A 13,537-nucleotide genomic window follows, 5' to 3' on the forward strand; every position below is an offset into this window, starting at 1 on the left:
GGGCGTGCCGCTCAGCCTGTCCACCCTGGCCGACCAAGTGGGCGCCGCCGCCGTGGTGCTGAAGCCGCTGCACGACCTGATCGCCGCGCATGTGATGGCGGCCGGGCGGCTGCATGGAGACGACACGCCGGTGCCCGTGCTGGCCAAGGGCAAGACCGACACAGGGCGGCTGTGGGTGTATGTGCGTGATGACCGGCCATTCGCCGGCCAAGCCCCACCGGCAGCGCTGTTCCACTATTCGCGAGACCGCAAGGGCGAGCATCCCGAACGGCACCTGGCCGGATTCACGGGATGGCTGCAGGCGGATGCGTTCGCCGGCTATAATCGGCTGTACGACCCCGACCGCCAGCCGGGGCCGATCCATGCCGCGCTGTGTTGGGCGCATGCCCGGCGCAGCTTCTTCAAGCTGGCCGACATCGCCGCGAACATCAAGCGCGGCAAGGATGCCCCGCCGCTCTCACCGCTGGCGCTGGAGGCGGTGACGCGCATCGATGCCCTCTTCGATCTCGAGCGCGCCCTGAATGGCAAGCCGGCGGCCGAGCGGCTGGCGGCCCGCCAGGAGCACGGCGCCGCTCTGATCGCCGCGCTGGAGGACTGGATGCGGAGGGAGCGCGCCCGGCTTTCCCGCCATGCCCCCGTGGCCAAGGCGATGGACTACATGCTGACGCGCTGGGACGGCTTCACCCGGTTCCTCGCCGATGGCCGGCTCTGCCTGACCAACAACGCCGCCGAACGCGGCCTGCGCGGGATCGCCCTCGGGAGGAAGGCGTGGCTCTTTTGCGGCTCCGATCGCGGCGGCCAGCGGGCGGCGATCATGTACGGCCTGATCACCACGGCGAAGCTCAACGACGTCGATCCCCAAGCGTGGCTCGCCGACGTGCTGGCCCGCATCAACGACATGCCCCAAACCCGCCTGCGCGAACTCCTCCCCTGGGAATGGAAGGCAATCCGCGAGCAGACGAAAGCGGCCTGACCGCGGCTCTCAGCGGATGCTTACGATGCACCAGTCCCCGGCTTGGTCCGTTCGTCACGTGGCCACCCGCATTCACGGGTGCGATCTCGCTGTAACCTGGCGTCCTGAATGCTGGGTATGGACCGTAACCGTTGCCGGCGAACAAGTTGCCAGCGGGAGATCGCGCAGCCAGGAGGGCGCCCAGAATGCTGCCGTGCAGGCAGCACGGCGCCACGCGGACGATGGTGGCAAGGTGCAACTCCCATTGTTCTGAGATCGACGGCGACCTCGTCGGTCATGCAGCGGTTGCGCACAGCAATCCTGCGGCCGCAAAGACGCGGGTCGGGCTGATCTGTCGGGTTCTCACGGCGGGGGTATGCGCGGGCGCCTGCACATCGAGGCAAGCCCGTCCGGATCGAAAGTGCTGCACCAGTGAAAGAAGAAGAGATTTCCGCGCTGGTCAGGCTGCTTTTGCCAATAGCCACTCCTTCAGCTTCGACCACCGGTGCCCCTCCTGCCGTGCCCGCACCGCCGTCCCGAGCGCCTTCCGCTGGCCCACGACGACGACCAGCCGCTTCCCGCGGGTAACACCGGTGTAGACGAGATTGCGCTTGAGCATCGTCCAGTGCTGCATCGCCAGCGGGATGACGACGGCCGGGTATTCCGAGCCCTGGCTCTTGTGGATCGTCGTCGCATAGGCCAGAGACACCCTATCCAGCTCGCCGAAGTCGTAGGGGACCTCCCGGCCGTCGAAGTCGATCAGCAGTTCGCTGTTCTCGGGGTCCATTGCGGTGATGACGCCCAGGTCCCCGTTGTAGACCTCCTTCTCGTAGTCGTTTTCGGTCTGCATCACCTTGTCGCCAACGCAATAGGTCCAGCCAAAGCGCTCGACCCGGACATCGCCCGGCGGGTTCAGGACCGCCTGGAGTTCCACATTCAGCGACCGAGAGCCGAGACCGCCGCGGTTCATCGGACAGAGCACCTGGACATCGCGTACGGGATCGAGGCCGAAACGCTTCGGGATCCGGTTTCGAACGACCTCGATCAGCTTGCGGACACCGTCCTCGGGCTCCACCGCTTCGACGAAGTAGAAGTCTGAGCCTTCTACGGGTGTCAGGTCCGGCATCTGCCCCTGGTTGATGCGGTGGGCATTGACGATGATGCGGCTGGCCGCTGCCTGCCGGAAGACCTCGGTCAGGCGCACGACAGGCACGGCGCCGGATGCGATTATGTCAGCCAAAATCTGCCCCGGCCCCACCGACGGCAACTGGTCGACATCACCGACCAGGATCAGGGCCGACCTGTCGGGAACCGCCTTCAGCAGTGCGTTCATCAGCGGCACGTCCACCATGGACGTCTCGTCGACGACGAGCAGGTCGCACTCCAGCCGGTTCTCCTCGCTGTGCTTGAAGCCTCCGGCAGCCGGGTCGAAGGCAAGCATCCGATGGATCGTCCTGGCCTCCATTCCGGTGCTCTCCGAGAGCCGCTTGGCCGCGCGGCCGGTCGGGGCGCACAGCAGGATGCGGATGTGCTTGGCGGCCAGGATCTTCAGGATGGAGTTGACCAGCGTCGTCTTACCGACGCCCGGGCCGCCGGTGATGACCATCACCTTGGATGCCAGGGCAAGCCGGACAGCCTCCCGCTGGCTCGGCGCCAGCGTCAGTCCCGTCCTCCCCTTCACCCACTCCAGCGCCTTCTCCATGTCGATGGCGGGCCAGGGCAGCGTCCCGCCCGCAAGTCCCCGCAGCCGGGCGGCGATGGCCTGCTCGGCCCGGTACAGCCCGGCCAGAAAGACGCAGCCCCTACCCTCCAGTTGGTCGGCTATCACGGCGCCGTCCCGAAGCTCGTCCGCCAGCGCCCCGGCCACCAGATCGGTGCCAACCTCCAGGAGCTCGCTGGCGAGCTTCTCCAAGTCCTCCACCGGCAGACCGCAATGCCCCTCGTCCATCGCTTCAGCCAGCGCATAGCCGATGCCCGCCCGGACGCGGACCATGGCCGTCTTCTCGATGCCCAGCTTGGCCGCGATCTGGTCGGCCGTCTTGAAGCCGATGCCGCGGATGTCCCGGGCCAGCCGGTATGGGTTCTCGGTGATGAGTTGGATGGCCTCCTGCCCATAGGTCTTGTAGATGCGGACGGCCCGGGAGGTCCCGACGCCGTTGGCGTGCAGGAACAGCATGATCTCCCTGATCGCCCGCTGGTCGGCCCATCCCTTTACGATGCGGTCGGCCCGCCTGGGCCCAATGCCGGTGACCTCGCGCAGGCGAGCAGGTTCGGCCTCGATGACGTCGAACACGGCCTCGCCGAACGCTTTAACGAGCTTCTTCGCGTAGACCGGGCCGATTCCCTTGATCATGCCAGAGCCTAGGTACTTCTCGATGCCCTCCAGCGTGGTCGGCTGGGTTGCCTTCAGGAAGGTGGCCTTGAACTGGAGGCCGTGGGTGCGATCGTTGACCCAGCTGCCGCTCGCCTGAATCCACTCCCCGGCCGAGATCATCGCCGCATGGCCGACCACCACGACAAGGTCCCGATGCCCCCGGACTTTCACCCGGAGCACGCAAAAGCCGGTCTCGGCGCTGTGAAAGGTCACGCGCTCCACCAGCCCGGCCAGGGACTCCGTTGATAACGCGATAGCTTGCCCGCTCATGCCGGGATTGTGCTGGATTCCCGACCGTGAGACCAGATTTGTCAGCTCCGCCCCAGTTTTCCCGTCATCCAGCTCCTCCAAGACGTTGGCTTGTTCGGTGCGGCCGGGAACGCCGGCGCCCCCAAGCAGCGGCGGCGGCGGCAATCTAGTCGCTCCGCCGTATCACCCCGATGTCAGGGGGCCGCCTTGCCGCGACCACGGCCACGCCCTGTCGGTTTTTCCGGTGCCACTGGCGCGGGTGTCTGAGCGCGACGCCCAAGCCCCATACCCTTTGCCAGTTCGGATCGAGCCGCCGCGTAGGCGGGTGCCGCCATCGGGTACTCCGGCGGCAGACCCCATTTCGCCCGGTATTCGTCGGGCGCCAGGTCGTGCTCGACGCGCAGGTGACGCTTGAGAAGCTTGTTCTTCTGCCCGCATTCCAGGCAGGTGATCGTGTCTTGCGACACGGAACGCTTGATGGGGACGGCCGGCTGCTGGACCTCCGATCGCGCCGATGCGGGGTTGCTCGCGGTGGAGAGTGCCCCGTAGATCCCGCGCAGCACCGCAGGGATCTCAGCCACTGCCAGGGTATGGTTGCTCAGGTACGCGGACGCAATCTTGGCGGTGATCTGCACCAGGCCTGCTTGATCAAAGCGATCCTCATGGTTCTGCTCGGACATTCAAAGTGTCTCCACTGTCGGTGCAAGACGGTGATGCGGGCCGCCAAACTAGCACGAAGAACGGCATTCATCACAGTGTAAACTCAACAACGAAAACTCGGAGATCAGCATTTTTTATCTTGTTCTATGCGCTGTGTACGATATACTTCCTTTCATCGGCGCCGCCCTCCCCCACAATTCCGGAGTCCCCTATGTTCCAGTACACGCTGGACATCTTCTCCGATTCCGCTTCAGTTCCGATCTCTGGGCTTGGCCCAGTTTCGGTTCCTTTCTTCGAACCGGACTTGGCAAGCTATGACCATTTCCTTATAGCATTCAGCGGGGGCAAAGACAGCGTTGCACTGGTCCTTGACCTGCTGGAGCGTGGTATTGATCCTGAAAAAATTGAACTTTGGCACCATGATGTTGACGGTCGTGAGGACCACGGCAATTTCATGGACTGGCCGGTCACGGCAGATTACTGCCGCAAGTTCGCTGCAGCCTTTGGGTTGCGCATTTATTTCTCCTGGCGAATCGGTGGCTTCAAGCGTGAACTCCTGAAGACTAACGCCATGATCGCGCCGGTGGCCTTCGAAACACCTGAAGGCGTGAAGGTGGCCGGTGGAGAGCGCGGCGAAGTCGCGACCCGGCGGCGCTGGCCAGCGCTCTCGCCCAATCTGCGCATTCGCTGGTGCAGTGGTGGTTTGAAAGTGGATGTAATGTCTATTGCGATCAACAACCAAGAGAGGTTCCGAGGCAAACGCGTCTTAGTGATGACCGGAGAACGGGCAGCGGAGAGCACCAACCGGGCCAAGTACCTACCGTTCGAGAACCATCGCTGCAACGCACCTGGTAGACGGGTCAACCGGACAGTCCATGTCTGGCGATCCGTGCACGCCTGGAGCGACGAGGATGTCTGGGCGATCATCAGGCGACATGGGGTTGTAGCTCATCCCTGCTACTACCTGGGATGGGGGCGGGCGTCCTGTGCCGCGTGCATCTATGGCTCGCCGTCGCAATGGGCCAGCCTGCGCGTGGCAGCGCCCGAGATGTTTGGCGTGATCTCCACGATGGAGGGCGAGCTGGGGCACACCATCCAGCGGGACGAAACGGTCACGCAGCGCGCTGACCGTGGGCGTGCGCATGACATGGATCCGGAGACCATCCGCATCGCCATGTCCCGCACCTACGAAGGACTCATCCGCGTGGCTACCGCGGACTGGCACCTGCCGAAGGGCGCATACGGCGAGAACGCCGGCCCCTGCTGACCGCCGGAGGTCTCCTTCTCCTGGTCGGGCTCACTTCGCCCTGTCGGACAGCCTCCTCTCCGGGTATGCTCCCGCCGAGAGGTGCAGCCCGATGTCCTACCGTAACAACCACCGCAACCGCTTGGCACTGTGCGCCATCGCCATCGGCATGTGCATGCTGGTCGTGGCAAGCCAGCTACTCCCGTGGCTGCACACAGCGACCCTGATCGCGGGCGCGGTCATCGCGGTCGTCCTGCTGGCGTTCCTTGGTTTCCGCTACACGGCGTTCTGGCGCGACATCTGGATCATGCGCCGCGCATTCAACCAGGCGGTCGACGAGGCGAACGAGCGCCGGAGCCTCGAGCCCTTGTCGCGCTTGGACGCCAAGAAATACGACTGAGAACCCACGCGATCCTCTAACGCTTTAAATCGATGCTATGCGCTGACATCCGCTCTAGTTCGAGCATCCGCGAGCGGGCGGCACTTGCGGGTAGGCGATCACGGTAAGGCGCTGTGCGTCCAATGCCACATGCAGGTAGCAGTCCGAGGATCGGTAGAACATTCCCGCAATCTCAATGGTGAGGCCAGCCCTGGCGGCGAGTTCGTCGAGACACGTCTTGGCCGTCTGCAGCGACGTCATCAGATAGGGCTCCGCCACAGAAGAGCCGATCCGAAGTAGATTGTGCGTGGTCTCTTTGGGCGCTATTGGCACCGCTCCCGCAAGGCCACCGCCAATGGGGGAGGCGCCGATCAGCAGACCGGTATCCTCGGCCGATATGATCTCCGCCCGAGACGGGTTTATCGGATAAGAGCCGACCGCAAGCACGAGGCGGCGTCGTCGGATCAACTCCTCCAAATGTCCAACCGGCATCATGGCCACCCCGGCGGCGGCAGGCTCCTGGCCCGCATGATCGGCGATCATTGGGGCACCTCCTCAGCTTGCGCAATTTCGGCCCTCGCAGCGCGCTCAATGCACCGTTCCAGAACCAAGTCGGCGACCCTCGCTAGGACTTGGGCCTCCACAGGACCGCGTCCGGTCAGGAGGGCGCGACGCACTTCATTTTTTGCCTCCGGGGTGACGGCGTCCGAGATCGCCATCGCCGCTACTGTGACGTCAGGAGCGGAGCGTTGGATCATTGCGACGTATTGTTCGAGAGCACTACCTGGAGGGCCATAGACGACGACGAAATGCATGGCGGACGCTCGCGCTATTCCAGGGAGGATTCCCGACCGAAGTGGCAAGCTTGGCGACGTCAGTCGACACTTAGCCGTACCGTACGGACACAATGCTCACGTGATGTGTTGCATAACCGAGTATGCATCCTTAGAGTGCCCTTCCTTTGTGTCTCGCTATTATTGCGCGACTTTCCGCAAAAGGACAATCCTACCCTTGGTGTTATGGCGAGGTCCGCCCAGGCGCTGCTCTCTCGCCAGCGTTGTCTCCTACCGGAGGTGACGCTGGGCTGGAGCCTGATCCTGACCGCCAGAGGCAGGTTCTTGGCGCTCCAATTCTGGCGGCGCTCGGTCTGACGACTGCAGGCCAGGTGGCAATAGTTGCCGCAATCCTACCCAGGGGGACCTCCCCGCCCCCCGACGCCCTCGGAGACGAACGCGGGGGACCGGATGGTGTGCAAGCGAGCGAACGGGTGCTCGACGTGCGGGGCAGCTATCGCGAGCTGCGCGACATCGCCTGCCGCCTGACCGTTCGGCAGACGGGAGGCTATGCCCGGCGCACCGACCCGAGGCCCGCAAACTCGCCTCACGGCATGGGGGCTGCCCCGGCGTACCGGGACTGCGGACAGATTGAACCGCCCGGTGGTTAATCTTCCACAGGCTCGTCAAGATCGAAGAACCGGCGTGCGAACTGGTCAAATTGGGGAACGGTGAAGTCGATGAGGCCATGCTGCGGGGCGTACACGAACCCCTTGCGGATCAGGGTCGCACGCGCCGGGCCGATCTGATCCACTTTCTTGTGCATGTGGGCGGCCACATCGGCAATGCGGTAGGGGCCGCTGCCGATCTCCGCCATGGCGGCGAGGAATCTCTTCTCGCCGGTCGTCGCCCGGTCGATGCGGACCTTGAAGAAGCTCGCATCGAGGGCCTTCGTAGCCTCAAAGCGTGCGATCTCGGCGTCAACCTTGGTGATCGGGCTGGCGAGGGCCTGCTCCCAAGCGTGTTTACCGAACTCCTGAATGAAGTACGGATAGCCTTCTGTGATGTCTAGAATGTGCTCCACGGCGTCCGGGGCAAAGTGGACGTCCCGCTCCCGGGCCGGGCCGACCAGGGCCTCGGCTGCGGCGGCGCGGCGCAGGTTCTCGACAGGTCGAAAGTCGAAGAGCCGCTCTGCGTACGATCGCGCGTCGCCGGAAAGGGCGGCGATCTGCGGCAGCCCGGCGCAGATGAAGACGATGGGCAGAGCCTTCTGCGAGATCCGGTGGCTGGCGGCGATCAGCCCAGCGAGGCCGGCATCGTCGAGGTACTGCACCTCATCGATCAGCAGTCCGACGGGCGTTCCGGATGACCGCGCCGCCTCGCCAAGCGCCACGAACAGGTCGGTGAGGTCGGACTTTAGGTCCCCGGAGTCGGCTTGTCCGAGCGCGGCATCGACGTCGAACCTGAACTCCGGCCCGTCGGGGATTCCAACGGTGAAAGCCTTCAGCACCCGGAGGGCGGAAATCCCGAAGTCCTTGGCCCGCTCAAACATATTGGCCCGGAGAAGCAGCTTCCGGACGGCTTTGGCAATCTCACCGCGAAAGTCGATCCCCTCCGCCAATTCCATGTGCTCGATGCGGTAGCCTTCCTCCTCAGCTATGCGCTCGGCCTCGTTCAGCAGGACGGTCTTCCCGACGCCGCGGAGGCCGTAGAACATTATCGAACGCTGCGGTGCGCCTCCCTTCACCATCTTATACAGCTTGGTGACCGCATCGATTTCGGCCTGACGGCCCGAAAGGATCAGCGGGCGCGTGCCGGCCCCTGGGCGATACGGGTTGCAGTAGGGATCCAATGCACGACTCCAGCAATCCGTCCTGGTAAGAGGCGTCACTTATAGCGGAGGCGTCCTGAGTGTTCACGCGATTCTCCCGCACGGCTGTCACGTCACCCGGCGGATGGAAGTCTCCGGCGTTTACGGCCCAGCTGCGTCCGCCGGCAGTTCTTGCGGGCACCCAAACGACGTTAGGTCGATGGCCGCCTCCAGGAAGGCGAACACGTTTAGTCCCACTGACCATCCCCGTTGCCGGTCGCGGCTGGTGAGCTCGACGGTGCCGTTCATCGCCCACACACCCTCGTCTCGAGGGGCGCTCCCGTTGTCGTAGACCGGACGGAAATCGGTGGCGTGAATGATCTTGTTGCAGCTATCGCGAATCCCCAGTTCCCCGCTGCCTTCGTAGAACTGTCCGAACGGGCCCTGCTCGTCGTCGATCCTCCTCCTGTGATCAAGGTAACCGGGCGATTCCCTGAACTGGTCGTCGAACGTTCGGACGAGAACTGCAAGCTTCAGCAGGCTTCGGGAAAGCTCGGCCTCGGCGGTTCTGTGATGCAACGCGGCAAGGTTTGGGAACTCCCAAGCGGGTTCCACGTCGTCCTCGACCCAGAGCGCCGGCATGGCGACGCTGGCCAGCACGACGTGCAGGCACTCGAGGCAGAGGCTCCGAATTTCGTCGCGGTCAACGACGTGCGGCTTGTCAAACTCGTGCCAGTACGGGTTCTCGGTGGGATGCCTCGGCTCGGTCATCGTTCATCTCTGTCTGCGGGTAAACGCCGGCACTATGCGGCCAGGGCACATCCGCTTGCAAAGCGTCCGGCGGAGTCTTCTCCTTCACGGAACTCCGACACGGAAGTGTTCAGATTGTCCAGTACCTCGGTGCAAAATGTGAATAAGGGAGCGTGCCGGCTGCAGCCGCTGGGGTGGGTGAGCCAGACAATGACGTATTTCTCAGCACCATCAGCGTCTGTCAGATTTCGATCAAGCCCACCCTGAGTCGGCTTCCGTTCCCGCTCGAGCGGTTAAACGCCCGGTTAAGGGAGACTCCTACCGGGTGGATTGCTGGAGCGGGGCCTGCCCCTGACCGCCAGAGGCAGGCTCTTGACGCTGCACTTCTACCGGCGACTGGTCTGACGACCGCAAGCCAGGAGGCGGGGAGGGCGTCATCAGGACCACGAGCGGCGTGCATCCGGCAAGCGTCAGTAGCGCGAAGGCGGCGAAGGCAAGGCTCTTGAGCTTCATTGTCTGAGTGCGATTTTGAAAGAACAAGGGCGGACATTCTACCGTATTACTCAGACAACGGTCAATAAAAATTCGGTTGATTGCGCTCGCATCTTGCGACAAAGCCCGAAACAGGCTTAAATACATGAAGCCGTTATGGAGCTTCCACCATGCTCTCCTTGGTCAAACGAATGGCCGCCGCGATGATCCCGCAGAACATCTATGACGAAACCTCGCCTAGCAGCGAACAGTTCGCCGCAATCCGTGCGATTGAGGACTGGTACAGCGACAAGCGTGCGCCGCAGGTTTACTTCCTCGGCGGCGGCGCCGGCACCGGCAAGTCGTACACGGCCAATAAGGTGATCGAACGCCTCAAAGAGCGGAACAAGGTCAAGAAGGTGGCGTCCGGGGCCTATACGGGGAAGGCTGCGCACATCCTGCGCAAGAAGGGGGTCAAGGACGCGACGACCATCCACCAGATGATCTACGAGCCCCGCGAGGACGAAGAGACGGGGGAAATCTATTTCGTATCCCGTATCGACGGGCCGGCCGCAGAGGCGGACCTGATCGTGCTGGACGAATGCTCAATGATCGACGAGAGGCTGGCCAACGACATCCTGATGTTCGGCAAGAAGGTGTTGGTCCTCGGCGACCCGTACCAGCTTCCGCCCATAAGCGGTGCCGGCGCATTTACGAAGAGCGCCCCCGACTTCCTCCTGCGCGAGATCCACCGGCAGGCCAAGGAAAGCCCGATCATCCGGCTGGCGACCATGATCCGCAATGGCGAGCTGCCGCGCCGTTTCGGGTCCGCCGGTTCGGCCCACGTTCTCCCGCTCACCCCCCAGACCCAGCGCCTCGTCGCCCGCCGTACGACGCAGACGCTGTGCGGGGTTCACAAAGTCCGCTTTGCCTACACGAGCCGCCTGCGTGCGCTGCACGGGTTCTCCGGCCCGATGCCAATGCGGGGGGAGCCCGTCATGTGCTGCAAGAACAACCGCGACGCAGCGCTCTTCAACGGCATGATGGGCATCATGACGGCCGACGCCGAGCAGGGCTTTGAGAAAGGGGAGGGCGTCTTCAACCTGTCGGTCCTGATCGAGGATGAGGCGAAAAGACGCAAAGACCTACCCACGTCGCCATGGATGTTCCAACAGCACTTTAATCACAGCATCACCCGCCCTAAGATTAGAAAAGGTATTGAAGAATTCGACTTTGGCTATGTCCTGACTGTCCACAAAGCACAGGGCAGTGAATGGGACAGCGTGACGGTCATTGACGACTCGCGAGTCTTTCGCGATGACCGCTGGCGTTGGCTTTATACCGCGGTCACTCGCGCCAGCGATGAACTGGTGCTCCTCCTGAGAGAAGACCTTGGCGGCCGGTGGAATATGCCGGTGTTCGATGACTGCGAATTGCAGCTCGCTGCCTGATCTGCACGAACTCGCGTCGCTCCTCGTCCTACCGGCACAACAAAAACGCCAAGGCTTGCACCAGCTTCGGCCCGCAGGAAACATCGTACAGGGCGCATTATATTGTTGCAGCCATGCGCTTTGTACGATACTTTTGCTGTGTTCCCCAAACACGTCCGAGGCTCCGATGCCCACTATTCATCCGCCGCCCGGCTCTCAATCCGACCTTTTCGGCCCGCAAAAGCTCCCGCTTTGGCAAACCACGAACATTCGCTGGATCATTGAGGAAGGCGAACACAAAGGGCGGCGCTGCATTCTGAAAAGCAGCTTCGACACCAAAGACGGTATGAGGTTTGGTCGCGTGGTTTTGGAAGACACGCGCGAGGAGATCGTCCTGCCGGTGGCGGACTTCCGCCTCGTGATGGAAACCGTTGTGCCGCCGGGCCTGGAACCTTTCAGTGTCCGCCGCCGCCCGATCCCGAGCCTGCCCGTAGCTACCTCCCTGACCTCAATGAGGGTTCGGCCGGTCGAGGCTCCCCCCGTCCGAGCCGCGTAAATGCCGGTCGGCGGTTACCCCTTCTCGGTTCCCCGACATCAGCCGCCGACCGCATCCCACCGCTCCCCACACCGCCCAACAGCCCCTCATCCCTGGAAAGAACCGCACCATGCCACACAGCAAGGGCGACCGTGTTTGCCTGACCCACCCGAAGACCAAGCAGACGGTCAACGCCGTCGTGTTCAAGATCGCGGCCAAGGTTTCCGTCGTCACCGACGATCTGGAGATTTTCACCGGTGGTCCCGCCGTCTTCACCCCGTCCAAGGTGCCCATCCCGTCCAAGCTGCACGATTTCCTGGCGAACCTGACGCTCGAGAAGGGAGCCCGCGTCGAATACGAACATGAGGGGGCGATGGTGTACGGCGTCGTCAGCAAGGGCGGAGAGAATGTCGTCGTCGTCCTGGATGGGGGGCGTCAGGAGAGCCGTGGCCCGGCCTACCTCTACCATCGGTCCAACCACCCCCTGCCGGTTGATCCGCCGTCGGACATGGACAGATGGGCCGTTACGAACTACCGCGAGGTCAAGGCTCTGAGCGAGGAGACCCCGTGCTTTACGGCGACGATCACCTATGACGGTAAGCCGGTTCTACTCGCCGACAATCGCGGTCAGGGAGGTCCCAACGGCTATGCCACCCACCCGAAGGCTCCCAAGGGCACCAAGTGGGAAACGAAGCTGCTCGACGACGCAAAGGCCTGGGCCGAGCAGTTCGGCTGCGCGCACCCGGTTCCCGGCGAGACGGATGACTGGCTGGACTGGCATGTGACGGAACGGCCCTTCGGTGTCACCGCGGCCGCGCACTTCGCGAACTGGAACGCCATGACGGCCAGACTGCGCAAAGCGGAGGACTGATGGCGATGCAGAGCCCCTCATCTCCTGTCTGGTGCCTTCCAGGCGACGACATGCCGATGGTCGAGCCGACGGCTACGCGGGCCGCACTGGCGTCATGGATCGCGGCACCCGACGCCCTTGTTGAAGGCCGCTGGCTCGTAGCCGTCGTCGTCACCCGACGCCGGGTGTACGACGGGGCGCTTGGCCGGCGCGTGACGCGGGACTGGCGGATCGGCCACTTCCTTATCTGGCGCGATGGCCAAGCCGCTCCGACGCTGGATCGGCAGATTTACCGAGAGGTTCTGCAGGAGGCTCGTGCTTACGGTGTCGACCAGAGCGTGGTGCATGGGCGACTCTGCACCATCGGCGGAACGCGCATGAGCTTCGAGCAATTCGGTGTGCGGTCACGGACCCAGCGCGAGGGGCTGGCCGAATGACCGAATCCCGTTTTGCCCGTCACCAGCCGCCTGAGGCCGTGGATTATTGCTTCGACGGCCGCTGCAAGACTGGCGCTTGCCTCGGGTTCTGCACGAAGGACCGTAAAGCCCGTTACGCGGAAGCGGCCAACTGGTTTCGGGAGGGTGGCTGCGTCATCTGCACCCACGATAGCCGGGTTATGGGAGACCACATGACCGGTCGCGCTGGGACAATCCGGCGGGTCTGCGGGTCACCCTTCGATGACCACTGCTATGTCGTGTTCCCTCCCATCGGGCGTGAGCGCAAACCGCGCGAGCGCATGATGGAATTGCGCCAGCTGGAGCCGTTCGATCCCGATGCTCCGTGGCGTCCGGTGCTGGACGCTGAGCAGCTCCGCACCCTGGCCGCGATCCAGGCGGCCCCCTCAGCACCGCTTGTCTGGGGCCGGGAGCGGAACAGCCGCTGGCGTCTGGCCCGGACCCTCGCTGCATTGGGCGTCGTCCGGCACTCGCCGGGCAAGAGAGCGTGGCTTGAACCGTGGGCACTCACAGAAAGAGGGCAGGGAGCACTTGCGCTGCTCGCCCAACCGCCGACGAGCTAGAACCCGGTAATCGCGGGCGAAAAGCGAAATCGCATCGGCC

Annotated in this window: 13 protein-coding genes; 8 read left to right on the forward strand and 5 right to left on the reverse strand. The window is 63.7% G+C overall.

Annotated features, from left to right (window positions below; translation table 11 throughout):
• The coding region (gene tnpC / locus FZ938_RS25410; RefSeq protein WP_149201207.1) for an IS66 family transposase at positions 1-973 on the forward strand (973 nt) is incomplete at its 5' end.
• Between the two features lie 439 nt (positions 974-1,412).
• On the opposite strand, the gene recD2 is transcribed toward tnpC, so the two are convergent.
• Positions 1,413-3,740, reverse strand: a complete 2,328-nt coding sequence (gene recD2 / locus FZ938_RS25420; RefSeq protein ID WP_425529379.1) for an SF1B family DNA helicase RecD2 — start codon at positions 3,738-3,740, stop codon at positions 1,413-1,415.
• Between the two features lie 29 nt (positions 3,741-3,769).
• Complete coding sequence (locus tag FZ938_RS25425; RefSeq protein WP_109154126.1) at positions 3,770-4,255, reverse strand: Ros/MucR family transcriptional regulator; 486 nt, start codon at positions 4,253-4,255, stop codon at positions 3,770-3,772.
• A gap of 191 nt (positions 4,256-4,446) precedes the next feature.
• Between FZ938_RS25425 and FZ938_RS25430 the strand changes: the two genes are divergently transcribed.
• Both FZ938_RS25430 and FZ938_RS25435 read left to right on the forward strand, forming a co-directional pair.
• Positions 4,447-5,502 carry a phosphoadenosine phosphosulfate reductase domain-containing protein gene (locus FZ938_RS25430; RefSeq protein ID WP_109154127.1) on the forward strand — a complete coding sequence of 352 codons (1,056 nt, stop codon included), beginning with the start codon at positions 4,447-4,449 and terminating at the stop codon, positions 5,500-5,502.
• A gap of 91 nt (positions 5,503-5,593) precedes the next feature.
• A complete protein-coding gene (locus tag FZ938_RS25435) occupies positions 5,594-5,881 on the forward strand; it encodes a hypothetical protein (RefSeq protein ID WP_109154128.1) in 288 nt (95 codons plus the stop codon).
• Positions 5,882-5,935: 54 nt separating this feature from the next.
• Here the strand turns inward: FZ938_RS25435 and FZ938_RS25440 are convergent, their stop codons facing one another.
• From FZ938_RS25440 to FZ938_RS25450, 3 genes are all read right to left on the reverse strand, one after another.
• Positions 5,936-6,403, reverse strand: a complete 468-nt coding sequence (locus tag FZ938_RS25440) for a hypothetical protein (RefSeq protein ID WP_109154129.1) — start codon at positions 6,401-6,403, stop codon at positions 5,936-5,938.
• Positions 6,404-7,300: 897 nt separating this feature from the next.
• On the reverse strand, positions 7,301-8,485 hold the full coding sequence (locus FZ938_RS25445) for an ATP-binding protein (protein WP_109154131.1): 1,185 nt from the start codon (positions 8,483-8,485) through the stop codon (positions 7,301-7,303).
• Between the two features lie 120 nt (positions 8,486-8,605).
• Positions 8,606-9,214, reverse strand: coding sequence for a hypothetical protein (locus FZ938_RS25450; RefSeq protein ID WP_109154132.1), 609 nt, complete (start codon positions 9,212-9,214; stop codon positions 8,606-8,608).
• A 641-nt stretch (positions 9,215-9,855) separates the two neighbouring features.
• Here FZ938_RS25450 and FZ938_RS25455 point away from each other — a divergent pair.
• From FZ938_RS25455 to FZ938_RS25475, 5 genes are all read left to right on the forward strand, one after another.
• Entirely contained in the window at positions 9,856-11,115 is a 1,260-nt protein-coding gene (locus FZ938_RS25455) for an ATP-dependent DNA helicase (protein WP_246458191.1), read from the forward strand.
• Between the two features lie 166 nt (positions 11,116-11,281).
• On the forward strand, positions 11,282-11,650 hold the full coding sequence (locus tag FZ938_RS25460; protein ID WP_109154133.1) for a hypothetical protein: 369 nt from the start codon (positions 11,282-11,284) through the stop codon (positions 11,648-11,650).
• Between the two features lie 109 nt (positions 11,651-11,759).
• A complete protein-coding gene (locus FZ938_RS25465; protein ID WP_109154134.1) occupies positions 11,760-12,500 on the forward strand; it encodes a hypothetical protein in 741 nt (246 codons plus the stop codon).
• A complete protein-coding gene (locus FZ938_RS25470) occupies positions 12,500-12,916 on the forward strand; it encodes a hypothetical protein (RefSeq protein WP_109154135.1) in 417 nt (138 codons plus the stop codon). The genes FZ938_RS25465 and FZ938_RS25470 overlap by 1 nt, the downstream gene beginning before the upstream one ends.
• Positions 12,913-13,497, forward strand: coding sequence for a hypothetical protein (locus tag FZ938_RS25475; protein ID WP_109154136.1), 585 nt, complete (start codon positions 12,913-12,915; stop codon positions 13,495-13,497). The genes FZ938_RS25470 and FZ938_RS25475 overlap by 4 nt, the downstream gene beginning before the upstream one ends.
• Positions 13,498-13,537: the final 40 nt, after the last annotated feature.

This window comes from Azospirillum oryzae (assembly GCF_008364795.1).
GTDB lineage: Bacteria > Pseudomonadota > Alphaproteobacteria > Azospirillales > Azospirillaceae > Azospirillum > Azospirillum oryzae.